Source organism: Halobacteriovorax sp. JY17 (assembly GCF_002753895.1).
In the GTDB taxonomy this organism is placed as follows: domain Bacteria; phylum Bdellovibrionota; class Bacteriovoracia; order Bacteriovoracales; family Bacteriovoracaceae; genus Halobacteriovorax.
In genome coordinates, this window is record NZ_NJER01000001.1 from 1,489,764 (window position 1) to 1,512,469 (window position 22,706).

The following is a 22,706-nucleotide window of genomic DNA, read 5'->3' on the forward strand; positions in this document are numbered from 1 at the left end:
ATATGAGATTTCGCTCTAGGCACATCATTAGTTTTGAAAAATTAGAAAGTAACTTTAAGAAACTCAAAAGTATTTGTATAAATAATAAAATTATTTTTATGGTTAAGGCCAATGCTTACGGGCATGGCGTAATTCCCATTGTTCGCCACAGTGTCGAAAAACTTGGGATAACTGAATTTGGATGCGCTAGTCTTGGAGAAGCTCTTTTACTTAGAGAAGAATTATACGATCTAGAATTTGAAATCTATGTATTTTCCGACGTTCAAGTTGAGCTTAGAGAGTGTGCTGAGATTTATTTAAATAGAAGAATTGTTCCCGTCATCTCAAATCGAGAAGATCTAGATTTCATTTTAACAAATCGTGAATTTGAAAACTTCCCACTTTTTATAAAGTTTAATACTGGTATGAATAGACTTGGGCTTGAGATGTCTAGCGTTGATGAAGTGATTAAGAGTCTTAAAATTGCAGGAAGAAAATCAGTCTATCATTTAATGACTCACTTATCTTCTTCCTCAATGCCAATAAAAACCAATAAGAGAAACCTCTTACAATTTGAAAATTTTGAGAAAATTAAGAAATCTTTTAAAGATGCTAATATTGAAGTTGAAGCTAGTTCTATTTCAAATTCTGGGGCCATTGAGCAAGGTGCAGGTCTTTTAGAAACTCATGTTAGACCAGGACTTATGATGTATGGGCCAAGTTCATTGCTTCCGCAGTACTCGCAGCTTAGTCAGTGGACTGGTGAAATTATTTCAAAACTTGAAACTTATGTCATCTCTCTCTTTGATGTAGAGAAGGGACAGCCTGTTGGTTATGGTGCGACACCTTGCCCATCGGCAGGAAGGGTGGCCATTATTGCTCTTGGATATGGAGACGGTTTTTCAACTCGCTATCTCGGAGCGCATTTATATCATAGAGATATTGCTGGAAAAATTGTCGGTCGAGTAAATATGGATATGGCACAAGTTTTCTTTTCAAGTGATAACTTGCCAGAGCTAAAAGTGGGGGACACTTTCACAGTCTGGAATCATTCAGTTGAGAGCTTTAGTGAATTTTGTCAGGATGTCAAAATTATTCCTTACGAAGTATTTATCAATCTGACTCAGAGAGTTCCTAAGATTTATTCTTAATTTGAAAGAATTATAGCCATTATTTTTCGGGGTCGAGATTTCGAATTTTAAACTCGAGTTCCTTCTTTTTATTCTTTAATTCCAAGAGTTGTTCTTGTAGGTTTTGAATCGCAAAAACTTCATCTCTTTTCTTTGTATAGTGACTTATTTTTTCAGAATAAAGAGAAATTTTTTCTTGAATCTCTTCTCCAGAAAACTTCTTTGTTTTACAAAGTTTCTCATTTAGTAATGTCATATTTTCTGATAATTTAATCACTTGTACTTGTAAATCCTCTAACGTGTCGCCGCCTGAATTTACTGGATTAGAGTTAGAAGAAGAGGGATTATGAATCTTGGGCTTCTTTCTATTTATTTGAGGGCGTGGAGCGTTACTGTCTTTCCAGTGCTTTTCATTCTTTTCAAAGTCTAAGTCAGAATCAAAGGTCTCATGTATTTTTACTTTCTCTAGAATAAGAGATTTGTAAGTTAATTCATTCTTTGGCAATTGTGTACTTAAATAGAACTCTATTGAGCCAATTTTGATTTTATCTTTGTTTCTTAATTTTACTTTTGAATTTGATTCTATTTGAAGGTTATTAATCTGAACTGGATTTGAAGCATTTAAATCTTCAATAAAGAGTAGATGCTCTTTTATATGAAACCTACAGTGCCTACCTGAAACGAGATCATCTCTTAGGACTAGATCACAGTTATCCTTTCTTCCTACGCTAAGCTGGTCCAATACTTCAAAAAAATCAGAAGATTCTAAGTTAATTAGATAAAATTTCACAACTTCTTACCTTATAAATAGCGCATTTAGATACTCAACGGCATTTTTACAAATTATTTAAATATTTCTAGTTTTAAATTCGCCTAGAGGTAAATGTTCGTTTACAATTTTATCACATATATAATTAATAACTTATTTAATTTGACGGTTTTATTCAGGTAATGACTCTAGTAACAACACAATTCAAAAAAATTGTAGAAATGATTGGTCAGGCTACAATCGAGAACATTCAAGGTCTCGGTAATATATGTCGCTTCATTTCTAAATTCTTCTACTGGATTTTAAAACCTCCTTTTAGATTTAAACTCTTTGCTGAGCAGTTCTACTTTATTGGGAATAAATCCCTTTTTATTATCACTTTGGCCGGAAGCTTTACTGGAATGGTAATGGCCTACCAGACTTACTTTGGTTTTAAATTAATAAATGTAGATTCACTTGTTGGTTCGGTGGTCGCGATCTCCCTCGCAAAAGAGCTTGCTCCAGTTTTAAGTGGACTCATTGTTGCTGGAAGAGCTGGAGCTGCAATGGCCGCTCAAATTGGAACAATGAAAGTGACAGAACAAGTGGATGCTTTAGAAGTAATGGGAATTGACAGCTATCAATATCTAGCAGTTCCGAGAATCCTTGCCGCAACTTTTGCTCTTCCAATGTTAAGTATAGCATTTCTCTTTGTTGGAAATGTTGGATCATATATTGTTGGAACAGTGGCCCTGATGATTGACGAAACTATGTATTTGTCAAAACTCGGTGAATTTATGTTCGTTGGTGACATTATTCAAGGAATAATCAAGGCGACAGTTTTTGGTTTTATTATTGCCGTTATAGGAACTTACTTCGGATTTAATGTAACAAAGGGTGCTGAAGGAGTGGGGAAGGGAACAAATCTTGCTGTTGTTTGGGGAATGATTTCTGTTCTCGTTTTAGACTACTTCTTAACCAGTTTTCTAATTCAGGTACTTTGATCATGAAGTTTGAAAATCCTGCCATTAGCATTTCTAATTTAACAAAGATATTTGGAAAACATACAGTTTTAAATAATTTAAACTTTGATATTCCAAGAAATAAAATTACCACGATTTTAGGTTTCTCAGGTGCAGGAAAGTCTACGCTTTTAAAACATATGCTTGGTCTGCACCAGCCCACTAGCGGAAAAGTTTCGGTTCTTGGGAGTGATCTTTCAACCCTTGATCCAATGAAGCTTAGAGAATTTAGACAAAACTTTGGAATGCTATTTCAATATGCGGCCCTCTTTGATTCTAAGAGTGCTGTGGAAAATGTTGCTTTTCCAATGAGAGAGTTCACAAAGCTTTCAGAAGAAGAAATTCTTGAAAAGTCTAAAGATCTTTTACAATCAGTAGGTATTAAAGAAGTTTCCTATGGAGGCTTACCATCTGAATTGTCTGGTGGAATGAGAAAGAGAGTGGGACTCGCTAGAGGACTTGCTCTTAATCCACATATTATGCTTTATGATGAACCTACAACAGGACTTGATCCAATTACGACAAAAATGGTCAACGATTTAATTGTAGATACAGCAGAGAGAAATAGTGACCGAGGAATGACGTCAATTATCATTTCACATGACGTAAAAGCTACCCTTAGGATTTCTGACTTTGTAGCCTTCTTAGACCGTGGTAGTATTGTTGAGTACTTACCTGTGGAAGAATTTAAAAAATCAACAAACCCTCTTGTGCAGGAATTTATTAATTTATGAGAAGTATAAGCTATGAACGAATTTAAAATTGGATTAATGGCCATTGCAACTATGGCGATGGTTGCTTATATGTCTTTAAAGATCACTTCTAACCAATCTGGCTTTGGAGAATATGTAACATACAGAACTATTGTTACTGATGCTTCGGGGATTTTTCCAAAGACTCCAATTAAAGTTGCGGGTATTAATGCCGGTAGAATTAAGAAAATTGAGCTACAGGGAAATCAAGCCTTAATTACTTTCGAGGTTCTTGATGAAGTTGTGATAGTGAAAGATTCAAAACTTCAGGTTAAGACTGTTGGTTTTCTAGGTGATAAGTATATTCAAATTCACATGGGTGACTCTCAAGAGCGATTAACTGAAAATGCTTTCATTGTTTCTGATGAAGGAGCAGGTGTTGAGAAACTTGTAAAAGATGCAAGTGACGTTCTTAAAGATGTAAAAGTTATGATGAAAACTTTAAGAGAGTCAATTGCTCCGGAGGGAGAGGTTTCTCCTGTGAAAAAGATTCTTAATGACTTTACTCAAGTTGCTGCAAATGCTCGAATTGCTACAGAGTCTCTGAAGAACGTTATTCAAGGCAATGAAGAAAGAATGAATAACTTAATTGCGAACCTTGAAAGATTCACTGAACAAATCGCTTTTCAAACTGATGATCAAGAGCAAGATAGTGCTATGAAGGATCTTAGAAAAATTCTTGCTAATGCAGATGCAATGACTGCGGATATGAAGCAGCTTGTAGCAGACATTAAAGTTGGTAAAGGAACTCTTGGGAAAATTCTTGTTGAAGAAGAAATTGCGGATGAAGTTAAGCAAACACTTTCTAGTGTGAATAAAATTGTTGGAAGAGTAAGTGATATTAGAACTGAACTTTCTGGGTTCATGGGAGCTGGAACCGAAGAAGGTAGTACAACAAGTGGAGCCCTTAGAATTTTTCCTTCGCCGGAGAGGTTTTATATTTTAGGTTTGAGTTCGTCTAATTATGGGCCTGAGTCTGAAAAACAAACAACTAGAATAGTAGGTGGCGTAACAACGATTGAAACAGAGAAAGTTAAGAAGAAGGATGTCTTTCGCTTTGATGTTCAAATCGGTAGAAAACTTCATGACTTATATGTAAGAGGTGGAATTATAGAGTCTACTGGTGGTGCAGGGATAGACTATGATCTCTTTAATGGAGCGACTAGGCTCTCTTTCGATGTCTTTGATTATAGAGATCATGTTGGTCCAAATCTAAGGCTTTCAACTGAAGTTCAATTATGGAATGTATTTTACGGTAAAGTATCAGGTGTAGATTTAGCAACTAAAGATAGGTCAGCTCTCTTTAGTCTTGGTCTTCGATTTAATGATGAAGATATTAAAGGTTTACTTGGTTTTTTCTTATAGGTAAGAAATGGAAAAGTGTTGGTTAATAAGAACTAAAAATAAGCAAATTTTAGGTCCAGTTACAAAACAAAAGATTATTGAATTTGTTAACAAAGGCTCATTAGCTCCTGACGATGAAGTTACGAGTGGAAATGGATACTGGATTTCTATTAAAGAAGAGAATCTTGTTGAAAAGTATATTCATGGAGATATACCACAAGGGTTTAATCCTATTTCAGAAGCTCCAAACGTTCTAACTGCAAATACCCATCAGCCAACAGAAAATACGGGTTCTCTTAATCCAAGCACAATGCCTAGCCCGAGTCATGAATTAGACTCTCTCGAAATAGAAGATCGTAGTGACCCTGTCGTTCCTGTTGAAGATGATCTTGATTACCCTGATATGGGGTCTCCTTCAGAGGAAGTGATAACTCCAAGTAATGAAGATTTAGAATATCCAGATATGGGAATTGTTGAAGTTAACCCTGTCGCTGTTTCTAAGCCTGTGGTGGAGCCATCGACAGCTCCGAAGTCAGCTCCTGTTCAGATGAATGCTCATGTGGAAAATCAAGAGCCAGGTCATGATGAAGAGGGAAAGCTCCCTGATGGTGATGATTTGGAGTATCCAGATATGGGGGATGTGTCAGCCCCTGCGGCAGAGAGTTTTGATCCTGATGCTACTGACCCTAATTTTGATTTAAGTTCTGCAGATATTACACAAGACGACATCGTATTTTCAGAGCCTCCACAAGTAATGGAAGATGTTACTCCAGATATTCCTCCTGCAGCAAAAGAAGTATCTACAAAAAAAAAAGCTAAATCATCAGTAAGTAAGAAAAAGACTTCTAAAAAATCTTCTTCTTCAAGCAAGAAAAAGGTCTCCAAGCCGCAGAGAAATGATCGGTACCTTTTCTATGTCCTCGTTTTTCTTATTCTTGTAATTGCTTCTGGAGCTTATTACTACTTTACTAACATCATTAATAGCGAAGTTGTTAGATTTTCAAATCCTTTGATACAAAATGTTCAAGCTCAGTCACTCTATAATGGAGAAGTAAAAAAAAAAACTTTTTTGAATTAACTCCTCTGGTAAGAAACCTCTACAATATTGCATTTCGAATAGGGGGAGATGGCCTAAAAGTTCTTGTTTCAAGTATTCCAGATATTGAAGAATGTAATTATAAGAGTGAGTTTGACTTACAGCTCGCGATAGCTTTATCTAAAACGGACTTTCTTCTAAATGAGCAATTTAAAAGTTTTTTTAAGAAATGTAACCCGAAGTTCTCTGAAAGAACTCTCGATATTTTGCACTATCCTTATAAAAAGGGAAATAATCTAAAAGAGATTTTAAGCTTTTTACATTCTCGAGGTTTTTCAAAGAAAGAGCTGGAGAATATTGAAAGTATTTGGAAAGCTAAGTACCCAGGTAAAAATGAATTAGATGAAATATCCTCTATCATGTCCTTGATCAAAAATAACAAATCAAAGCTAAATAGATTTAATCTCTATAATAAATTAATCGAAAAGGCCGAGAGCTCGAAGTCTTCCTTTATAAGCAGCCTTCTCTTTAGTGTTGGTTACGGACAAATAGGAAATAAAGGACTTCTAGCTGAACACTTCAAGAAATTAATATCTATAAATGAAGTAGTGTATATAAATGATCTTTCTCAAGAGTTTATTTCTGAGAGTAATAAAGAAAAATATTTTAAATTAATTAATGATCTTTTTTCGAATCTAAGAGAATCCTTAGAAGATGAGAAATTAATAAGAATATTAGATTCAAATTTTCATTTCTTAGATTTAGAAGGGAAAATTATTAAGTTTGAATCAAATTCATTTGATTGGTCACTGAATGAAATTAGAGAAAATATGCGTACAACTCTTTACGGTACGTCATTTCCTTCTTTTTGGATGAAGGCTGTTATCAATCGAATATCAAATAAAGATAAAGAGAAGTTTATATCTAAAATAGAAAAATCTCGAATATTGAAGAGACTTAATATTTTAGATTATTGGATATTTAAAGACAATCTCTCTCCAGATGATAAGACACGTACTCAAATTGTCGACTCTTTGAGTACGGCCTATGGGAAGAGCTTAACGAGTGATTATGTAATTTTAGACTTATTAGAAGATTCAATCGTTAAAAAAAATCTAAGTTTGAAAGATAGTGAGTTTAAGAAGCCAATTTTTACTTTAAAAAGAAATTACTTTCATAGAGCTCTTCTTGATGGACGAGAGACATCTTTTCCTATAATGAAGTTGATAGAAATGGGTGAGGAAAGAGAAGACTTTGTCTGGTGGTTAATACTATGAAAAAAAAATTATTTGTTTATCCTACAGATACAGTTTGGGGCATTGGCGGAAGTATATTCTCTAAAGAATGTTATGATAAAATAGCCCTTATAAAAGGTCATGCGAATAAGAAACCTCTCAGTATCGTTTTTCAAAGTTTTGAAATGATTAATGAATATATTAATCTTCCGAAAGAGTTTTCGAGAGAGTGGTTGAATAAATTCTTTGAATTTGAGTCAACAATCGGCGTTCCTAAGCAATGGGCGAAAGTAGATCTTCCCGTGTGGATTTGCCAAGATAGTGACTATTTAACAATTCGTTGTATGGACACAGATGAGCTTCGACCGATATTTCGGGAAGTTGGAGGGCCAATAACCTCCACAAGCCTTAATCTTACAAAGCGACCTCCTATTATATCTCTAAGCGATGCAGATGATTTCTTTCATAAATTTATGAGTAATGAATACTTTAGCGGGCAGACTGAGACAAAATGCTCTGGGCGATCATCCACTATAGTTCTCTACAGCAATAGTGGTGTTCAAATAGTTCGAGAGGGAAAGTATATTGAAGAAATTAGAGAACATTTTAAATTACTCTCAACCACATTTTTATAAATTTTCACGGGATAGTGTTGAACTTGCAATTTTGGCGACTGAACTAGAAAGTGAAAAGAAATCTTTAAGTATCCTGGAACTCTTTGCAGGTAGTGGGGTTATTTCAATAGAATTTCAAACTCGGCACAATTCTGTTAAAGATATAACCTTTGTTGAGCTTCAAGAAGAGTTTAAAAACCACCTTGAAGAAAACTCAAAAATTCTAACGTGTAATTACAGTATTCACATTACAAACTTTAAAGATTTTCTAAACAAGAAGAAGTATGATGTTATTCTTGCAAACCCTCCGTACTTTGATCCTTCTCGTTCAAGACTAGGAAGTGATGCTAATCGAAATATATGTCGCTTTACAATGAATTTTAAATTTCAAGATCTAATTAAAAAGGTTGAGGACTGCCTTAATCCTGGAGGAGTAGCTTACTTTTCGCATAGAGATAACTTAGAGGAACTAGATTCGAGAATCACTAGAATGGGCGACTACGAAGAAGTAGGTCTATTTAGATTTTGTTTGGATGTAGATTGAACTAAGAACTTCTCTTATTTCTTCATCTTTAATTTCTGAAAGTAGCTTATCAGCTTCTACTTTTAATTGCTTATATACTGGAGAGTACTTATGAAAGATAATTTGTTCTTTCTCTACATCCTTCGTATCTTTTTTTAGAATTTTATTAGAGAGAGAGACTTGTCCATTAAAGTGCTCTGTATTGTAATTAAAGTAAATGCGATTAATTTTTCCTTTTAGAGAAGGAAATCTCGCGATAATTTTCTTCTTTATTTCTTCTTCAAGAAAACCAAGCTGTTGCGAAAAAGCTGAATGATTTGTGAGAACAGTTAAATTCCCATTATGGTTCTTTAGAGGAATTGTATATTTCCCAAGTTTTTCTCCAACAATTGTTGGCCAGACCTCAATAAGAGAAAAAAAGTCAAAGGTATCCTGTCCAAAGTACTTGGCCTTTGATGCTCTGACGCCACCTGATGCATTCTTTTCAAGCAGACACTTTAAGCTGGTAAATTGACTGGTTTTCTTCACTTCGTAACATTCTATCAAATCAGCAGAATTGGCAACCGTGTTAAGAGGTGGTAGATTAATTTAATTAAAAATATAAACAATAGATGACGTATTTATGAAGATTTTATCACTCTTAAGCCTTATTCTTCTTTACTCTTGTGCGGGGTATCAGTTTCGTTATCAAAATAATCCATTTGCTACTTATGGTGTAAAATCTGTGGCAATTCCTAATTTTTTAAATAAGTCCCTAGTTCCTAATGCTAGCACCTCCATGACTGAGAATATTAGCTCGGTTTTATCTCAAAATACGACTCTTAAAATCTATAGTGGAAATAGTAATAAAGCAGATGCTACTCTTATCGGTATCATTACTTCTACAGATAGAAGAAATAGTTTCTACCAAACAACAGGAACAACATTGATTAAAGATCTTCCCGGAAGGAGAGATTTCTATGTTCCTAATCAAACCACTATCAAATTAGCACTTGTGATTGTCTTAATAAAAAGTCCTACAGCAGTTGATATGAAGCTTTTGAATAAGGACTTTCTTCCCTTTATTGAGCAACACCCAAAGGTTATCTTTTCAAGTACGATTGATTTAACTACTAGCTTCTCTCGCTACCTTGATCTCACTCAGGGACCAGATGGAGGAGCCATTACTAACTCAACACAAAATAGAGAAATTTTGAATAAAGCAGTAGAGGCCTTAGCCGTTTCTGCTGGAAGTACCTTTAGGGAGACAGTTTTAAATGCCTTCTAGTAAGTGGTTCCCATGGGATTTTCTTAAATCTAATCAGACGATTATAAATTCTAGTAAACCTGGACTTTATATTTTTCAATTCTGTGATGAGTTCATTTCACATATTCTCTTGGCCACAATGCCTAGGGAACTCACTGAGAGCGGGGATTATTTTAAAATTAATGCCTCTGACATAACCATTGATTGGCTAGAAGAGAAGTTTAAAACTATTTCTCTTTTTGGAAATAATGAAAGCTACCTTGTAATTGAGGCCCAAAATCTTCCAGCAAATACGAAGAAGTGGCTAGAAGAAAATCCATTAGAAATTTCTAATCAATTCCTAATTTTAAGTTTTTCTAAACCGTCTAAAAACTTTGAGCAACTTTCTAAGAAAATGGAAGCGGAATTTATTCGTATCGATGCACCAAGGTTTTGGGAAGGTCTTCAACACTTAGAATTTATCTGTAATTACTTCAAACTATCACTTCCTATGAACGTGAAGAACTATCTTCTAACGGCCCTTGAAAATACTAGTTATGAGTTTTTCCAAGCGATAAATTTAATTAGTCTATACTTCCCTGGTGGAAATGATATTAAGCTTGAATATATTCAAAAATTAATTCGCCCCAGTAAGCTTGACCACTTTCAGTTGGCAAACCTCTTTTGTACTAAGAAGAGGTCACACTTCTTTGGGATGGTTAGCTCTAAAGAAATAGATTTTGAACAGTTGAGATCACTTTTTAATTTCATGCAGGGACATCTCTTTAAAATGATGGACACAAGTTACTGTGATGGAAAGAGTCGTCTGAGTAAGTACGATAGAGAAATCTTATCTCATGCAAAGGCCTGGACAACAGATGAATTGCAGAGGGAGTCTCATTTATTTGGTGAGCTTGAAATAGATGCTAAGTCTAAAAGTGCACTACTTAAAAATAAGTTGAGACTTGAGTATCTCTCGTCTTTTTAACTTTATTTCATTCTATAGAAACTAAAAAAGGAACCTAAAAAGGCTCCTTTTCCGATATCTATAATACTTTAAATATTAAAGATTATTAATTTGCGAAGCTAGTCTAGAAGTCTTTCTAGCAGCAGTGTTATGCTTGATAACTCCGTGCTTAGCAAGTCTTGCTAAAAGCTTTTGAGTCTTAACCAAAAGACCTGATGCTGTTTCCTTATCCTTAGCTTCGATAGCTGTACGGATAGCTTTTACAACATTTTTAGTCATTGATTTTCTCTCAACGTTTCTTTCTGTTCTTACAATTGTTTGTCTTGCTCTTTTTTTCGCAGATTTGTGGTTTGCCACAAGTCACTCCTACGTTATGTACTTACTTAATGCACTTCATTAATATTTAGTATAGAACATACTTTTTAGATCATATAAGTGTTAATGGCAAGAGCTTATTCCCACTATTTGCAAGAGTTGAAAGAAATACGATGAATTTCAGTAACTTAAATAGATTTTCAACAGCTTACGTGTTTGTGAAATGGTGGTAAAGGCCGTATGATCGTGTGGAATTTTCATAGCTTATTTACGACAAAGGATTCTATATGTCTGAAATCAAATCAATTGGTGTAGTTGGCGCTGGCCAAATGGGGAGAGGGATTGCTCAGGTCGCGGCAATGTCTGGTTATAATGTGCTCGTTTTTGATATCTCTGAAGAAGGGCTAAAATTTGGTTTAGACTTCATTACTAAACAACTCAAAAGAGGAGTTGAAAAAGGTAAGTGGGATGATTCTTTTGTTTCAGAGGTTGAGGGAAGGTTGACTGGTATTACTGATATGGCAGCACTTAAAGACTGTGATCTCTTAATTGAAGCCGCTACTGAAAATAAGAAAATTAAATTTGAAATTTTTAAGCAATTAGATGCAGTCGCAAAAGAGGGAGCGATTTTAGCGACTAATACTTCATCAATTTCTATTACAGAAATTGCAGCAGTAACGAAAAGGCCTGAAGCTGTTGCGGGAATGCATTTTATGAATCCTGTTCCTGTTATGAAGTTAGTTGAGACGATCACAGGACTAGAAACGAGTAAGGCGACTATTGATACAGTTGAAGCAGTTTCTGAAAAAATGGGAAAGACTGTAGTTCGCGCTGATGATGTTGCAGGTTTTGCAGTAAATAGAATTCTTATGCCAATGATTAACGAAGCTTTCTACACTCTATTTGAAGGTGTAGCGGATGCTCGCGGAATAGACAATGCAATGAAGCTTGGTTGTAACCAGCCGATGGGTCCATTTGAGCTTGCAGATTTTATTGGTCTGGATACATGTCTTGCAATAATGGAAGTCTTACACGAAGGACTTGGCGATACTAAGTATAGACCGTGTCCTCTTCTTAAGAAGTATGTAACGGCAGGAAGATTTGGTCGTAAGGTTGGAAAGGGTGTTTATGAATACTAATTATGAAACGATTCTCTTTGAAGTTGAGAATGAAATAGCAACGATTACTGTGAATAGACCGAAAGCTTTAAATGCTTTAAGTCATCAAGTCCATTCGGAGATAAATGCTCTTCTTAAAGAATTTATGGAAGCTAATAAAGACTTCACTATTGCGAAAGGAATGATTCTGACTGGAGCCGAAGAGAAGGCCTTTATTGCAGGAGCAGATATTAAAGAGATGACATTGATGTCTGCTGATGAGGCAGAGGCCTTTGCTCGATTAGGTCAAGATAATACACTTCTCTTTGAATTATTAAACATCCCAGTTATTGCTTGTGTGAATGGTTATGCTCTTGGTGGTGGCTGTGAGATGGCAATGAGTTGTGATTTTATTTTTGCAACAAAGACTGCCGTATTCGGTCAACCTGAGGTGAAGCTTGGCCTAATTCCTGGTTTTGGCGGAACTCAGAGACTATCAAAACTTGTAGGTAGAAATAGAGCTAAAGAAATAACTTACTCAGGTCGCAATGTTGCTATCGAAGAAGCAAAAGAGATAGGACTTGTTGTTTCTGTTTTTGAATCTAAAGAGGAAATGATAGAAGCAGCTAAGGTATATCTCTCTAAGGCCATGAGAAATTCTCCTCATGCTATTTATGAAGCGAAGAGAGTAATGAATGAAGGTAATGATTTAACTATTACAGATGGACTAAATGTTGAAGCAAAGGCCTTTGGAGCAATCTTTAACTCTGCTGATATGAGAGAGGGGACAGCTGCCTTCGTTGAAAAAAGAAAACCAGTATTTATAGGAAAATAAAAGGAAGAAGTATGAGTGTAATGAGTGATTATCAAGAAATTAGAGATCTAGTAGCAAAGTTCACAGATAGTGAAGTTGCTCCAAGAGGTGCAAAAATAGATTCAGAGGGAAAAATTCCTGAAGAGTTAATTAAGATGTTAGGTGAGAATGGATTCTTAGGAAGCTATATTCCAGAAGAATATGGTGGTGCGGGAATGGATTACACATCTTACTCGATCATCGTTGAAGAGATATCTAGAGGATGTGCTTCTACTGGTGTTCTCGTTTCTGCACATACTTCACTTGGAACTTATCCAATTCTTGCATATGGTAACGAAGAACAAAAAAAGAAGTATCTTCCAAAACTTGCCTCAGGTGAGTTGATTGGTTGCTTTTGTTTAAGTGAGCCAAACGCCGGTTCAGATGCTGGATCACTTACAACATTTGCTGAAGATAAAGGTGATTACTACGAGCTTACTGGGACTAAGAACTTTATCACAAATGGTAAAGAAGCTGGACTTGCTATCGTTTTCGCTAAAACAAGAAAGACTGAAAACTATAAAGGGATTTCTGCATTTATTGTAGAAACTAACTCTGAAGGTTTTGAAGTTATGAAGTGTGAAGATAAGCTCGGAATTAGAGGGTCTTCAACAGCTCAAATTTCTTTAGATAAAGTAAAAGTACCAAAAGAAAATTTGATTGGTGTGGAAGAGAAAGGTTTTAGCATTGCGATGGGAACACTTGATGGTGGAAGAATTGGAATTGCTTCTCAGGCTCTAGGAATTGCAGAAGCAGCATTTAAATATGCTCTGAAATACTCTAATGAGAGAGTTCAATTTGGTAAGCCTCTTTCAAGCTTACAGGCCATACAGTTTATGTTGGCAGATATGAGTACGAAAATTGCTGCATCAAGACTTCTTATCTATGAAGCATCGCAACTTAAAGATAAGGGAATGAGTTATTCAAAGCAATCTGCTCACGCTAAGCTCTTTGCTTCTGAGTCTGCAATGTGGATAACGACAAAGGCCATTCAAGTTTGTGGAGGAAACGGGTATACAAAAGAGTACCCTGTTGAGAGATACTTCCGTGATGCCAAAATTACTGAAATCTATGAAGGAACTTCTGAGGTTCAGAGAATTGTGATTGCAATGAGTGAGCTTAAAGAAATTCAGTAAAGCTTGCTGATTATACTCAATAATGATACGAATAAGTCTTATAGTATTATAAAAATGAAGCCCTGTGTAAAACAGGGCTAATCTTTTTTTATAGGAAGTCTACTTTGTTAAAAAAGATCTTGGAGAATATTGGAATGGCTAAGAAGAAAACAGCTAAGAAAACTGTGAAGAAAGTTACGAAAAAGGCAGCGACGTCTTCTAAGAAGACTGCAAAGAAGAAAGTTGCGAAGAAAACATCAACTTCTACTGCTAAGAAGAAGCCAACTGCAAAGAAAACTACAGCTAAGAAAGTAGCAAAGAAAGTCGCGAAGAAAGTGGCAAAGAAAACTGAGAAAAAAGTCGCTAAGAAAGTTGCTAAGAAAAAAACAACTGCGAAGAAAGTTGCAAAAAAAGTAGCGAAGAAAGTTGCGAAGAAAACAGTAAAGAAAGCTGAAAAAAAGGTCGCAAAGAAAGTTGCGACTAAAAAGAAGACAACTGCAAAGAAAGCGGCGACTGCTTCTGCGAAGAAGAAACCTGCTGCGAAGAAAGTAGAGTCTGCTCCTAAGAAAAAAGATACGGTTAAAGCGGCTAAAGTTTCTGCTGATAAGAAAACACCAGTTTCTAAGAAAAGTAATAAGAAAGAGGCGAAGGCCGCAGTCGATAAGTCGATTAAAGAAGAAAAAATTGAGTTATTTGGAGAGGAAGAAGTTGTTGAATCGAAGTCAAAGAAATCTTCTAAAAAAGATTTACTTGAAGCAAGAGATCAACTGACGGAAGAGATTGTTTCTCTGGCGGATGACTTCTCTCTAAATGAAATATTTGAGGCTATCCAGTCTTTGAGTTTCTTTACTGAAGATACGGATGAGTGTCTTGAGAAAAATTGTGACAACCCTGTAACAACTCTTGGATACTGTCGTTTTCATTACATTAAGAACTGGAATGAAGTTAAGAGAAGAAATTCAATTCTAGAAGAAGGAAAACTTCAAGAGTTCATTGAGGAGCTTGTTAATAAGTATCCTCTTAAGCACTTAGAGTCTATCTTAGAGGATTTAACTGATGAGAAGTCTTTCTTTGCTGTATTAAAAGATTTAGGAATTGATGCTGATGAAGTTGATTTTGACCTAAATGATGACGGTGAAGATGCAGAAGATCAGGACATCGCTTTTGAACAGACAAAGGGAACCTCTTCTAAGAGTTACCTTAACGACGAATAAGTTTGTGGCCTCGGTTTTCCGAGGCTTTTTTTTTGCCTGAAAAAATAATTCCTAGTAAAAATAAAAAAATTATTCTGTGTTAAAATTAAATTCAAGGCATTTGAATTAGGAGTAAATGTGATTTTATTAAAGGAAATGACCAAAGATCAATTTAAAGAGTATGGAGAATTCTCTTATAAGAATTTCTTGAGAGAAATGTCTCTCGCCACTTCAAAGAAAATTGATGAAATAGAGGTAGAGCTTTCTGAGAATAATGAAATGAATCCTGTCACGACAAATGCTAATAAGGACCTTTGGAGAGTTGTTGAATTTGAAGGGGAAGAAGCTGGATATATTTGGGTTCAGCTTAATTATGATGAGAAGTCAGCCTTTGGTTTTGATATTTACTTAGATCAAAAATATCGAGGAAGAGGTCTTGGGCGTCTTATTATGAATCAGGGGCGCGAGATTCTTAAAGAGAAGGGTATAAAGAAAATTGAAATATGTGTCTTTCACGCGAATGGAATAGCAAGAACACTCTATGAAAATTTAGGTTTTGTGCAAGAAAAATTCAATGAAGAGACTCAGCAATATCATCTCTCCATGAGTATTTAATTTATTGATTTAGTAAATTGTCCGCCATTATGTGGAGGGCAATATTCTCTCTTGAAATCTTATAAAAGAATCTATGTCCTTTAAACTCAGTTTCTAACCATTCGGCTTGATAGTCATCCCAGTCTTTTGTTCCAAAGTAGATGTCGAAAAACGCACCAATTGAGTCAACTAAGTCGTTTAGCATCTTTTCAGGATTTGTTTTCTTGTCTAGGTCCGCAGAAATAAAATAGCTCACAGAGGCCACTCTTTCATCGTTTGTATCCACAAGAGTTGAGATGAATAAGAACTCGTCAGGATAAGTTGAACCGTAGACTTCAATGGTCTTACCTTCGGCTTTACAGTTACTTTCATAGACTTCGTTAAGAAGAGTACAGACTTTCTTAGTCCACTCTTCAGGTAGCGCGATTGCCTGACTATTTTGTTCTTTTCTCGATAGCATTTATTACCTCTTTGAAGCTTTTGTATGGGAGATTTACACTATATAGAGGCAAGGAGCAAGACGATTATGCGAAGTCTAATCACAAGAAATAAACGAATTAAAGTTATAGTTCACCAGAGGCTTTCAGGAAGAGAGAGTTGGGATAAAACTTGTTTGGAATTTGCCGAAATTGATCGCACCGAGCTGATTTTTTCAACGCCTGTATCCCTTGGGATCTTAGAGAAATTAGACTTTGTGGAAATCTACTTTAAAATTTCAGGTAAATGGAAGAAGTATAAGATTAGTAACTTAATCCCTATATTTGACTACGCAGATCAAAGTATTATCAATAGAGTTTCTTTTAAATTTGATGAAGAAGAGCAGAGTGATTTTGATCAAAGCTTTCGCATTGCAAGATGTTGCTGAGGCGTCCTTGGGCCTTACGAATTAGGTAAGCTATGGTTTAATACTTCGGACTAACAATGCAAAAGGAGACACTATGTCAGTTTATATACTATCGGGTGCGAGAACACCTAGTGGAAGTTTTTTAGGCGCACTATCAAGTGTTCCTGCTCCAAGATTAGGGGCCGCGGCAATTCAAGGTGCCATTGTAAAATCAGGTATTGAGACTTCAAAAGTTGATGAAGTTTTTATGGGAAATGTTGTAACAGCTGGTGTTGGACAAGCTCCTGCGAGACAAGCAGCACTATTTGCTGAACTTCCAGAATCTGTTCCTTGTACAACAGTTAATAAAGTCTGTGGTTCAGGTCTTAAGACTATAATCATGGGGGCTCAGTCTATTAAATGTGAAGATAACTCAGTTGTTATTGCTGGTGGTATGGAGAATATGTCTCTTGCTCCACACTTAATTATGAATTCAAGAGTAGGAGTTGCTAAATTTGGCGGTGCTGAAATGAAGGACTCAATGCAATGGGATGGTCTCTGGGATGTTTATTCTGACAGACCTATGGGGAATTGTGCAGAAGAATGTGTGACGAAGTATAAATTTACTCGTGAACAGCAAGATGAATTTTCAATTGAATCTTTTAAGAGAGCGCAAAGCGCTGCAAGTGAAGGTGTCTTCAAAGATGAAATTGTTCCTGTCACAATTAAAGGTAGAAAGGGCGATACAATTGTTTCTGAAGATGAAGGACCTTTTAAAGCTAACTTTGAAAAGATTCCAGCTCTTCGTCCAGCTTTTGATAAGAACGGAACTATTACAGCAGCGAACGCATCAACAATAAATGATGGTGCTGCGGCAGTTGTTCTTGCAGGTGAAGAATACAAAGACCAAGCAAAATTTAAAATACTATCTTGGGCATCTCATGCCCAAAATCCAACTTGGTTTACAACTGCTCCAGTAGAGGCCATGAAGAAATCTCTAGATAAAGCAGGATTAAAGATTGAAGATATAAATCTCTTTGAAATTAATGAAGCTTTTGCTGTTGTTACAATGGCGGCAATGGAAGAGTTTAAAATTAGCAGAGATAAGGTAAATGTATTTGGTGGTGGTGTTAGCTTAGGACATCCTATTGGGTGTTCTGGAACAAGAATTGTTGTTACCCTAATGAATGCTTTAGAAAAGAAAAATGCAAAGTACGGTATGGCCGCTATCTGTATTGGTGGTGGTGAAGCGCTTAGTTTAATTATTGAAAGAATGTAAAAGATAAAAAGAGAGTTTAAATGACAACGACAGCAGGGAAGCAAGTCGCTAAGAAATCAGGAATGAGAACATTTAAGGCGGGAGAGATTATTTTTAATCAAAATGATCCCGCTGACTCTCTATATATTATTCAAAAAGGTCAAATAAGACTCTATATACCAAAAGGTAGAGGCTTCGTTGATTTGGCGATTCTAAGATCTGGTGAAGTTATTGGTGAGATGGGTTACTTCGATGAAAAGGCCAATAGAAGAAGTTGTTCTGCCGCAGCTCTAGTTACGACAGAGGTCATTGAAATTTCTTACAATGCCTTTGGAAAAACAATGTCAGGCCTTAATCCATGGTTTAAGACTATTATTAATACTCTCGCAGATAGACTTAGAAAAACAAATACAAAAGTGAAAGAACTCGAAACAAACTCGGTCGGTAGAAGTACTGATGGAGGGGTGGGGTCGTATGTCTTTTTCCATTCCACAGATATTATAAAGTTTCTCTCGACACTCTATCTTACGTTTAAGTCTCATGGAGAGCTTAAAGATAATAAGATGGAAATTCATATGAATAAGTTGAAATTCTATATGTTTGATATCTACGCTTTCTCAGAAGTTAAGTATGAAGAGTTTATGAGAATTTGTACTGATAGTAACTTTGTTGAACTAGCAAATGATCCCGATGGCCTACCAAAATTAATGAGAGTTTCAAATATAGATCAGTTCAGACAAATGTTAGTCTTCTTTAATACTCAGAGAATAACTGAGGATGCTAAGAAAATAAAAATTTCAAAACGCTGTGAAATTCTTCTTGGTGCAATTCTAAGACAATTAGCTAAAGCAGGATTAGACAAGGAGAAGGGGCAGGCAAATATCTCATCAATTCTAAGCGACTTTAAAGAGCAAAAGGTTCTTATTTCTGATGAAGATATTAGGGATGCCGTCACTTGTAAATTATGTGAAGATATTCTTGTCGGAGAAGGAAATCAGCTAACTTCAGTTGTTCACTACTCTAAACTAAAGAAGCTCTACCCATCTATTCGTATGATGAATGCAGTCAAGAAAGTTAACGATGAAAAATCGGGGAATAACTAGAAGGAATAATCCTTCTAGTTAGTTTACCTGTCCTGTTGAGTGGTATGTCACATTACAAGTTTGGCTATTTGTATAAACGGCACTTGGGTCTAGTTTTATAAAGTAACCAGACTTTGTTTCTGCTGGAGTCTCTGGTGAGAAATCACTAGATGATTTAATTCTTATATTCTTACTTGCAAAATATTTCGGAGAGCTTCCTGTCTTTAGAAGTTCCCACTTGGAATTACTAATTAAGGTACCATTAATTTTAACTTCAATACTACTCTCTAGTGGTTGAGCCGGAAGATGGCAATAGCCGTAGTAAGCAGCAGGAGCTTTGTAAGTAACTTTTAAACAATTTGGAAAAACCACTTCGCCTGATCCGATTAACTCAAGCATATGACCTGTGTAAGGTTCTCCTGCTGAAGGATAATATCTTGTATTCTTATTTGTCTGTTTTCCAATATAGTTAAATTCTCCAGAATCTAGCTCTGAACCATTATTTCTAAAGACACGTATTGAACCTGAGTCAACTTCTACGTTTGATCCAGCAACAGGCCAGAAGTTATACTTATGATTAATTACTTGATCAGCAATAACACTATTCACTTGATCAAAAATATTTGAAAAGGAACTTCCAGAGAGATTTGTAAAGTCTGACTGACTATAGTTTCCACTAACTGCAATATTGCTAGAGATTTTCTTGTAAGCGATATTAGAGCTTGGCGCAATTGTTAGAAACCTCATCATTGAAGAATTTAGTTTTGTAACACCACTACAATTTGTAGGGTAAGCAGAGTAGGAGTTTCTATAACTTCCATTATAAGTACCTCCCTTTAAACAGAGAAGGTCATGAGTTATACCATCACCAAGTTTTCTTGCTTCAGTTAAGTTTGATCCATAATCATTTTGCACATAACTGTCATCATCTTCATTAGAAAGAAGAACTATGATTGTATAAGCATTAGGTCTAAAGACCCCATTGTTTATATTATTTCTAATGAGATCTCTTGCTCTTGCGCCACCTGCTTCAGCTGCACCATTTTGCAAAGGTAGCGCTTCAATTGCTGAGACAGCACTTGATTTTGAAATAATATTAACACCAGCAGGAGTACTTCCTGCTCTACTAAAGAAGTAAGAGTTATTATTTCCACTACCAACAAGGGGAGCAATCATAACCTGATAATCAAATCTATCAGAAATATAATTAAGTGTATTATTGAGTGCTGACTTCTTATCTGGGTGTATATAGTTAGTTGAAGTTGAATTATCCCAAAGAAAGAGGAGATCAACTGGTGGTCTAATTAATGTATAGTCTGAACAAACATCAGTGCTACCTGTCTCTACTGGAGCTGTTGAAATTGTAGAATTTTGCTTACCCACACCGAACTCTTCTTTGTTACAGGAGAGAAAGAGTAGAGAAGTAATTAATATAAGTATCCACTTAGTATTATTTTTAATCATGTTGACCTCAAAATAATTTTTATCTTTAGCTTAATCGGAAGAAAATGTTGAAAACTTGAGCGGATTCATACGACTTAATAAGAATTTGGGCAAAAAATCCGCCAATGACACAGGATTTCAGTGAGTTAAAATGAAAGTTAGTAATAATAAATTGTTCGGAGAGTATAATGACTAGTTGGTATTATGTAGAAGGAAAAGATCGTGTTGGGCCTGTGGAAGAGCCTAAGTTAAGAGAGCTTTTACAGAGTGGTGCCTTAGATTCTGAAAGTTATATTTGGACTAAAGGATTTGATAATTGGAAGAAGTTCCATGAAGTTGAAGAACTTGGCCACCTGCTTGGCGCAGAAGTATTGGAAGAAGCTCCTTCACAAAGTAGCTCTTTCAACTGGAAAGGAATTTCTAAGTCAGAAAAAATATTTATGATTAAAATTGGAATAGATAGAGGGACTCAAGAAGTTGAGTATGGGCCTTATGATCTAGATGAATTAGTGCAGGCTTTTTCTGAAAAGAGAATAAATGAAAAAACTCTTATCTATGTACCAGGGCAGATGAAAGAATGGATATTCTTGGCCGATGTGCCAATTTATGAAAGTCTCTTTAATACTATGCCTCCAGTTATTGACGAAATTGATAGAAGAAAGAATTTAAGAAAACCATTTGTTGCTAGAATGTTCTTTCATGATCATGAAGACTTCTTTGAAGGTGTTTGTAGAGATATTTCAATTGGTGGATTACAAATACTCGTCTCTAATTTTCCAGGATCTGTCGGAGAAGAAGTTTCGATGAATGTTCATCCTGACAATTCTGATTACTGTTTTACAGCAAAGGGTGAGATTGTAAGATTACTAGATGGCGGACAAGGATTTTCATTAAGGTTTATAGAACTAAATAATGAAGCGAAGAGCTCAATAGAAAGCTATGTTAATAGAGGCTAGGGAAGAGTTTAAGTTCTTAGAGGTAAACTCTTTTAGCATAAAATCTCATTCAAAGAGAGAAAGCCTCTACGTAAAAGAGTGGAAGACCAAGAAAACAAGAGTCTTACACCACTTTATAATTCTACACGATATATGCGATCATCATGGTCGCTATGAGCTTCTAGCAAAAGATTTATGGAAGAAGTTCGATGAAGAAATTAATATTACATTTTTAGATTTGAAGGGACACGGGCTAAGTTCGGGAACACGATCTTATGTGGAAAACTTTGATGAGTATATTGAAGACCTTCATCTTATTTTAAATGAAGACGAAACACATGATACCAAGAAAGTTCTTATTGGACAGGGTTTAGGTGGATTAGTTGCACTATCCTATATCCAAAAATATGAATTAATCGCTAGAACACAAATAAGCTCTGTTATTCTTAGTAATCCACTTCTTTATTTGAATATTGAGATTTATAACTTCTATGAAAGTGTTTTAAAAAAAATAAATCAATTTGCAGGTAAGATACGATTCCCTTATAAAATTAAGGGAGGTGATTTAACCAGCGATAGAATTCGAATTGAAAGTTATAACTCGGATCCTCTTATCAATCATTACATGTCTATTTCACTGGTTGAAGAAATTGTTAGAAAGAGCAAGCAATTGCTCGATTACTCTTATTTCTTAGATGTTCCACTGTTGATGCTACTTGGGAAGAATGATTTTCTTGTAAACTGGAGTAAATGCTCACTATTTATGAAGGGAATGCCTAAGCAATTAGCAAGTGAGTGTATGTATGCGCATTCTGGTCACGATCTCTTCAATGAAAAAAATAGAGACAAGGTCTTTAATGATATTTATAATTGGATAGAAGATATCCATAGGTAATTTATGAAAAAAATCATTCTCTTGTTAGCTCTCTTACTTACTACATCGTGTTCATTAACTGGAAGAAATATTGTCCAAGTTAATGACTTTGAGCTTGCGGGAGGCTCTGTAGGAAATAGTTCTTGGAAAGATGAGTTAAAACTCAAGAGGATTTCCTGGTACCAAGAAATGACTATGGTTTTTGATGTTCTTCTTGGAGAAGTTACACCAAATTCTCCCTTCTATGACTGGTTTTCAACTTCGGAAAAAGTTTCTTTAAAGAGCTGTTCTAAGAGTTACCTTGCCCTATATTATTCAAGTGCAAGCGAAGTAATCTCAAAGAATAACTTCATAAAGCAGGCCAGCTCCCAAGGCTTTGAAAAATATATTATGAATGAATTTGCAGGAGCTCTAAGGCTTCATCCCCAATATATTACGAATTCTTTCCAACTCTATGATATTGCAATTTTTTGTTCTAAATCAAACTTGGGTAATAGTCTCAAGGTTGAATTTCCAAATTTTAAGACAATTTCTTTCTAAAGATTTCTA

At 35.4% G+C, this 22,706-nt stretch carries 26 protein-coding genes; 21 read left to right on the forward strand and 5 right to left on the reverse strand.

The features are described from left to right. Positions 1-2 precede the first annotated feature (2 nt). Complete coding sequence (gene alr / locus CES88_RS06980; protein ID WP_290732808.1) at positions 3-1,130, forward strand: alanine racemase; 1,128 nt, start codon at positions 3-5, stop codon at positions 1,128-1,130. Between the two features lie 19 nt (positions 1,131-1,149). Here alr and CES88_RS06985 read toward each other — a convergent pair whose 3' ends face one another. Beyond that, a complete protein-coding gene (locus CES88_RS06985; protein ID WP_290732810.1) occupies positions 1,150-1,899 on the reverse strand; it encodes an FHA domain-containing protein in 750 nt (249 codons plus the stop codon). A 161-nt stretch (positions 1,900-2,060) separates the two neighbouring features. On the opposite strand from CES88_RS06985, the gene CES88_RS06990 reads away from it, so the two are divergent. The 7 genes from CES88_RS06990 (at position 2,061) to CES88_RS07020 (ending at position 8,404) form a co-directional block, all read left to right on the forward strand. Continuing rightward, on the forward strand, positions 2,061-2,861 hold the full coding sequence (locus tag CES88_RS06990; protein ID WP_290732812.1) for an ABC transporter permease: 801 nt from the start codon (positions 2,061-2,063) through the stop codon (positions 2,859-2,861). Between the two features lie 2 nt (positions 2,862-2,863). Then, positions 2,864-3,613 (forward strand): ATP-binding cassette domain-containing protein, encoded by a 750-nt coding sequence (locus tag CES88_RS06995; RefSeq protein WP_290732814.1) that lies wholly within the window; start codon positions 2,864-2,866, stop codon positions 3,611-3,613. Between the two features lie 12 nt (positions 3,614-3,625). Then, complete coding sequence (locus tag CES88_RS07000) at positions 3,626-4,996, forward strand: MlaD family protein (protein ID WP_290732816.1); 1,371 nt, start codon at positions 3,626-3,628, stop codon at positions 4,994-4,996. Positions 4,997-5,003: 7 nt separating this feature from the next. Further along, positions 5,004-6,053 carry a hypothetical protein gene (locus CES88_RS07005; RefSeq protein ID WP_290732818.1) on the forward strand — a complete coding sequence of 350 codons (1,050 nt, stop codon included), beginning with the start codon at positions 5,004-5,006 and terminating at the stop codon, positions 6,051-6,053. Between the two features lie 224 nt (positions 6,054-6,277). Beyond that, positions 6,278-7,288: a hypothetical protein gene (locus CES88_RS07010; RefSeq protein ID WP_290732820.1), complete on the forward strand. Its 1,011-nt coding sequence runs from the start codon at positions 6,278-6,280 to the stop codon at positions 7,286-7,288. Beyond that, positions 7,285-7,881, forward strand: a complete 597-nt coding sequence (locus CES88_RS07015; protein WP_290732822.1) for a Sua5/YciO/YrdC/YwlC family protein — start codon at positions 7,285-7,287, stop codon at positions 7,879-7,881. The genes CES88_RS07010 and CES88_RS07015 overlap by 4 nt, the downstream gene beginning before the upstream one ends. Continuing rightward, the gene (locus CES88_RS07020) at positions 7,832-8,404 is read left to right on the forward strand and encodes an RsmD family RNA methyltransferase (RefSeq protein ID WP_290732824.1); all 573 of its coding nucleotides are present in this window, start codon (positions 7,832-7,834) and stop codon (positions 8,402-8,404) included. Before CES88_RS07015 ends, CES88_RS07020 begins: the two co-directional genes overlap by 50 nt. Here CES88_RS07020 and CES88_RS07025 read toward each other — a convergent pair. Next, positions 8,375-8,911, reverse strand: a complete 537-nt coding sequence (locus CES88_RS07025) for a DUF721 domain-containing protein (protein ID WP_290732826.1) — start codon at positions 8,909-8,911, stop codon at positions 8,375-8,377. The two genes, CES88_RS07020 and CES88_RS07025, sit on opposite strands and share 30 nt — an antisense overlap. A 94-nt stretch (positions 8,912-9,005) precedes the next feature. Here CES88_RS07025 and CES88_RS07030 point away from each other — a divergent pair, with 94 nt between their 5' ends. Then, entirely contained in the window at positions 9,006-9,650 is a 645-nt protein-coding gene (locus tag CES88_RS07030; RefSeq protein ID WP_290732828.1) for an LPS assembly lipoprotein LptE, read from the forward strand. Continuing rightward, a complete protein-coding gene (locus CES88_RS07035; protein WP_290732830.1) occupies positions 9,640-10,596 on the forward strand; it encodes a hypothetical protein in 957 nt (318 codons plus the stop codon). Before CES88_RS07030 ends, CES88_RS07035 begins: the two co-directional genes overlap by 11 nt. Positions 10,597-10,671: 75 nt before the next feature. Here the strand turns inward: CES88_RS07035 and rpsT are convergent, their stop codons facing one another. Then, complete coding sequence (gene rpsT / locus CES88_RS07040; protein WP_290732832.1) at positions 10,672-10,932, reverse strand: 30S ribosomal protein S20; 261 nt, start codon at positions 10,930-10,932, stop codon at positions 10,672-10,674. Positions 10,933-11,177: 245 nt separating this feature from the next. Here rpsT and CES88_RS07045 point away from each other — a divergent pair, with 245 nt between their 5' ends. The 5 genes from CES88_RS07045 to CES88_RS07065 all read left to right on the forward strand — a co-directional run bounded on the left by CES88_RS07045 (position 11,178) and on the right by CES88_RS07065 (position 15,763). After that, positions 11,178-12,029 carry a 3-hydroxybutyryl-CoA dehydrogenase gene (locus CES88_RS07045; protein ID WP_290732834.1) on the forward strand — a complete coding sequence of 284 codons (852 nt, stop codon included), beginning with the start codon at positions 11,178-11,180 and terminating at the stop codon, positions 12,027-12,029. Then, positions 12,019-12,822, forward strand: a complete 804-nt coding sequence (locus CES88_RS07050; protein WP_290732836.1) for an enoyl-CoA hydratase-related protein — start codon at positions 12,019-12,021, stop codon at positions 12,820-12,822. Before CES88_RS07045 ends, CES88_RS07050 begins: the two co-directional genes overlap by 11 nt. A gap of 11 nt (positions 12,823-12,833) precedes the next feature. Then, the gene (locus CES88_RS07055; RefSeq protein WP_290732838.1) at positions 12,834-13,976 is read left to right on the forward strand and encodes an acyl-CoA dehydrogenase; all 1,143 of its coding nucleotides are present in this window, start codon (positions 12,834-12,836) and stop codon (positions 13,974-13,976) included. A 104-nt stretch (positions 13,977-14,080) separates the two neighbouring features. Then, positions 14,081-15,169 carry a hypothetical protein gene (locus tag CES88_RS07060; protein WP_290732840.1) on the forward strand — a complete coding sequence of 363 codons (1,089 nt, stop codon included), beginning with the start codon at positions 14,081-14,083 and terminating at the stop codon, positions 15,167-15,169. Positions 15,170-15,286: 117 nt separating this feature from the next. Beyond that, entirely contained in the window at positions 15,287-15,763 is a 477-nt protein-coding gene (locus CES88_RS07065) for a GNAT family N-acetyltransferase (RefSeq protein ID WP_290732842.1), read from the forward strand. Position 15,764: 1 nt separating this feature from the next. On the opposite strand, the gene CES88_RS07070 is transcribed toward CES88_RS07065, so the two are convergent. Further along, positions 15,765-16,202: a hypothetical protein gene (locus CES88_RS07070; RefSeq protein ID WP_290732844.1), complete on the reverse strand. Its 438-nt coding sequence runs from the start codon at positions 16,200-16,202 to the stop codon at positions 15,765-15,767. A 66-nt stretch (positions 16,203-16,268) separates the two neighbouring features. Here CES88_RS07070 and CES88_RS07075 point away from each other — a divergent pair, with 66 nt between their 5' ends. From CES88_RS07075 to CES88_RS07085, 3 genes are all read left to right on the forward strand, one after another. After that, positions 16,269-16,607, forward strand: a complete 339-nt coding sequence (locus CES88_RS07075) for a hypothetical protein (RefSeq protein ID WP_290732846.1) — start codon at positions 16,269-16,271, stop codon at positions 16,605-16,607. A gap of 73 nt (positions 16,608-16,680) precedes the next feature. Then, the gene (locus tag CES88_RS07080; protein WP_290732848.1) at positions 16,681-17,844 is read left to right on the forward strand and encodes a thiolase family protein; all 1,164 of its coding nucleotides are present in this window, start codon (positions 16,681-16,683) and stop codon (positions 17,842-17,844) included. Positions 17,845-17,864: 20 nt separating this feature from the next. Beyond that, positions 17,865-18,926 (forward strand): cyclic nucleotide-binding domain-containing protein, encoded by a 1,062-nt coding sequence (locus CES88_RS07085; RefSeq protein ID WP_290732850.1) that lies wholly within the window; start codon positions 17,865-17,867, stop codon positions 18,924-18,926. A gap of 18 nt (positions 18,927-18,944) precedes the next feature. Here the strand turns inward: CES88_RS07085 and CES88_RS07090 are convergent, their stop codons facing one another. Beyond that, on the reverse strand, positions 18,945-20,369 hold the full coding sequence (locus CES88_RS07090; RefSeq protein WP_290732852.1) for a hypothetical protein: 1,425 nt from the start codon (positions 20,367-20,369) through the stop codon (positions 18,945-18,947). 167 nt (positions 20,370-20,536) lie between these two features. Here CES88_RS07090 and CES88_RS07095 point away from each other — a divergent pair, with 167 nt between their 5' ends. Genes CES88_RS07095 through CES88_RS07105 form a run of 3 tightly spaced genes read left to right on the forward strand, consistent with a single transcriptional unit; the run spans position 20,537 to position 22,697 of the window. Then, positions 20,537-21,304: a GYF domain-containing protein gene (locus CES88_RS07095; protein WP_290732854.1), complete on the forward strand. Its 768-nt coding sequence runs from the start codon at positions 20,537-20,539 to the stop codon at positions 21,302-21,304. After that, positions 21,288-22,178, forward strand: coding sequence for an alpha/beta fold hydrolase (locus CES88_RS07100; RefSeq protein ID WP_290732856.1), 891 nt, complete (start codon positions 21,288-21,290; stop codon positions 22,176-22,178). The genes CES88_RS07095 and CES88_RS07100 overlap by 17 nt, the downstream gene beginning before the upstream one ends. Before the next feature lie 3 nt (positions 22,179-22,181). Beyond that, positions 22,182-22,697, forward strand: a complete 516-nt coding sequence (locus tag CES88_RS07105) for a hypothetical protein (protein WP_290732858.1) — start codon at positions 22,182-22,184, stop codon at positions 22,695-22,697. The last annotated feature ends 9 nt before the right edge of the window (positions 22,698-22,706 follow it).

Excerpts from the sequence above, each read along its gene's own strand:
- CES88_RS07095 (WP_290732854.1), top strand. The coding sequence starts at position 20,537 with ATGACTAGTTGGTATTATGTAGAAGGAAAAGATCGTGTTGGGCCTGTG.
- CES88_RS07100 (WP_290732856.1), top strand. The coding sequence starts at position 21,288 with ATGTTAATAGAGGCTAGGGAAGAGTTTAAGTTCTTAGAGGTAAACTCT.
- CES88_RS07080 (WP_290732848.1), top strand. The coding sequence starts at position 16,681 with ATGTCAGTTTATATACTATCGGGTGCGAGAACACCTAGTGGAAGTTTT.
- CES88_RS06990 (WP_290732812.1), top strand. The coding sequence starts at position 2,061 with ATGACTCTAGTAACAACACAATTCAAAAAAATTGTAGAAATGATTGGT.
- CES88_RS07005 (WP_290732818.1), top strand. The coding sequence starts at position 5,004 with ATGGAAAAGTGTTGGTTAATAAGAACTAAAAATAAGCAAATTTTAGGT.
- CES88_RS07105 (WP_290732858.1), top strand. The coding sequence starts at position 22,182 with ATGAAAAAAATCATTCTCTTGTTAGCTCTCTTACTTACTACATCGTGT.
- CES88_RS07015 (WP_290732822.1), top strand. The coding sequence starts at position 7,285 with ATGAAAAAAAAATTATTTGTTTATCCTACAGATACAGTTTGGGGCATT.
- CES88_RS07000 (WP_290732816.1), top strand. The coding sequence starts at position 3,626 with ATGAACGAATTTAAAATTGGATTAATGGCCATTGCAACTATGGCGATG.
- alr (WP_290732808.1), top strand. The coding sequence starts at position 3 with ATGAGATTTCGCTCTAGGCACATCATTAGTTTTGAAAAATTAGAAAGT.
- CES88_RS07050 (WP_290732836.1), top strand. The coding sequence starts at position 12,019 with ATGAATACTAATTATGAAACGATTCTCTTTGAAGTTGAGAATGAAATA.
- CES88_RS07090 (WP_290732852.1), bottom strand. The coding sequence starts at position 20,369 with ATGATTAAAAATAATACTAAGTGGATACTTATATTAATTACTTCTCTA.
- CES88_RS07045 (WP_290732834.1), top strand. The coding sequence starts at position 11,178 with ATGTCTGAAATCAAATCAATTGGTGTAGTTGGCGCTGGCCAAATGGGG.
- CES88_RS07030 (WP_290732828.1), top strand. The coding sequence starts at position 9,006 with ATGAAGATTTTATCACTCTTAAGCCTTATTCTTCTTTACTCTTGTGCG.
- CES88_RS06995 (WP_290732814.1), top strand. The coding sequence starts at position 2,864 with ATGAAGTTTGAAAATCCTGCCATTAGCATTTCTAATTTAACAAAGATA.
- CES88_RS07055 (WP_290732838.1), top strand. The coding sequence starts at position 12,834 with ATGAGTGTAATGAGTGATTATCAAGAAATTAGAGATCTAGTAGCAAAG.
- CES88_RS07035 (WP_290732830.1), top strand. The coding sequence starts at position 9,640 with ATGCCTTCTAGTAAGTGGTTCCCATGGGATTTTCTTAAATCTAATCAG.
- CES88_RS07075 (WP_290732846.1), top strand. The coding sequence starts at position 16,269 with ATGCGAAGTCTAATCACAAGAAATAAACGAATTAAAGTTATAGTTCAC.
- CES88_RS07085 (WP_290732850.1), top strand. The coding sequence starts at position 17,865 with ATGACAACGACAGCAGGGAAGCAAGTCGCTAAGAAATCAGGAATGAGA.
- CES88_RS07070 (WP_290732844.1), bottom strand. The coding sequence starts at position 16,202 with ATGCTATCGAGAAAAGAACAAAATAGTCAGGCAATCGCGCTACCTGAA.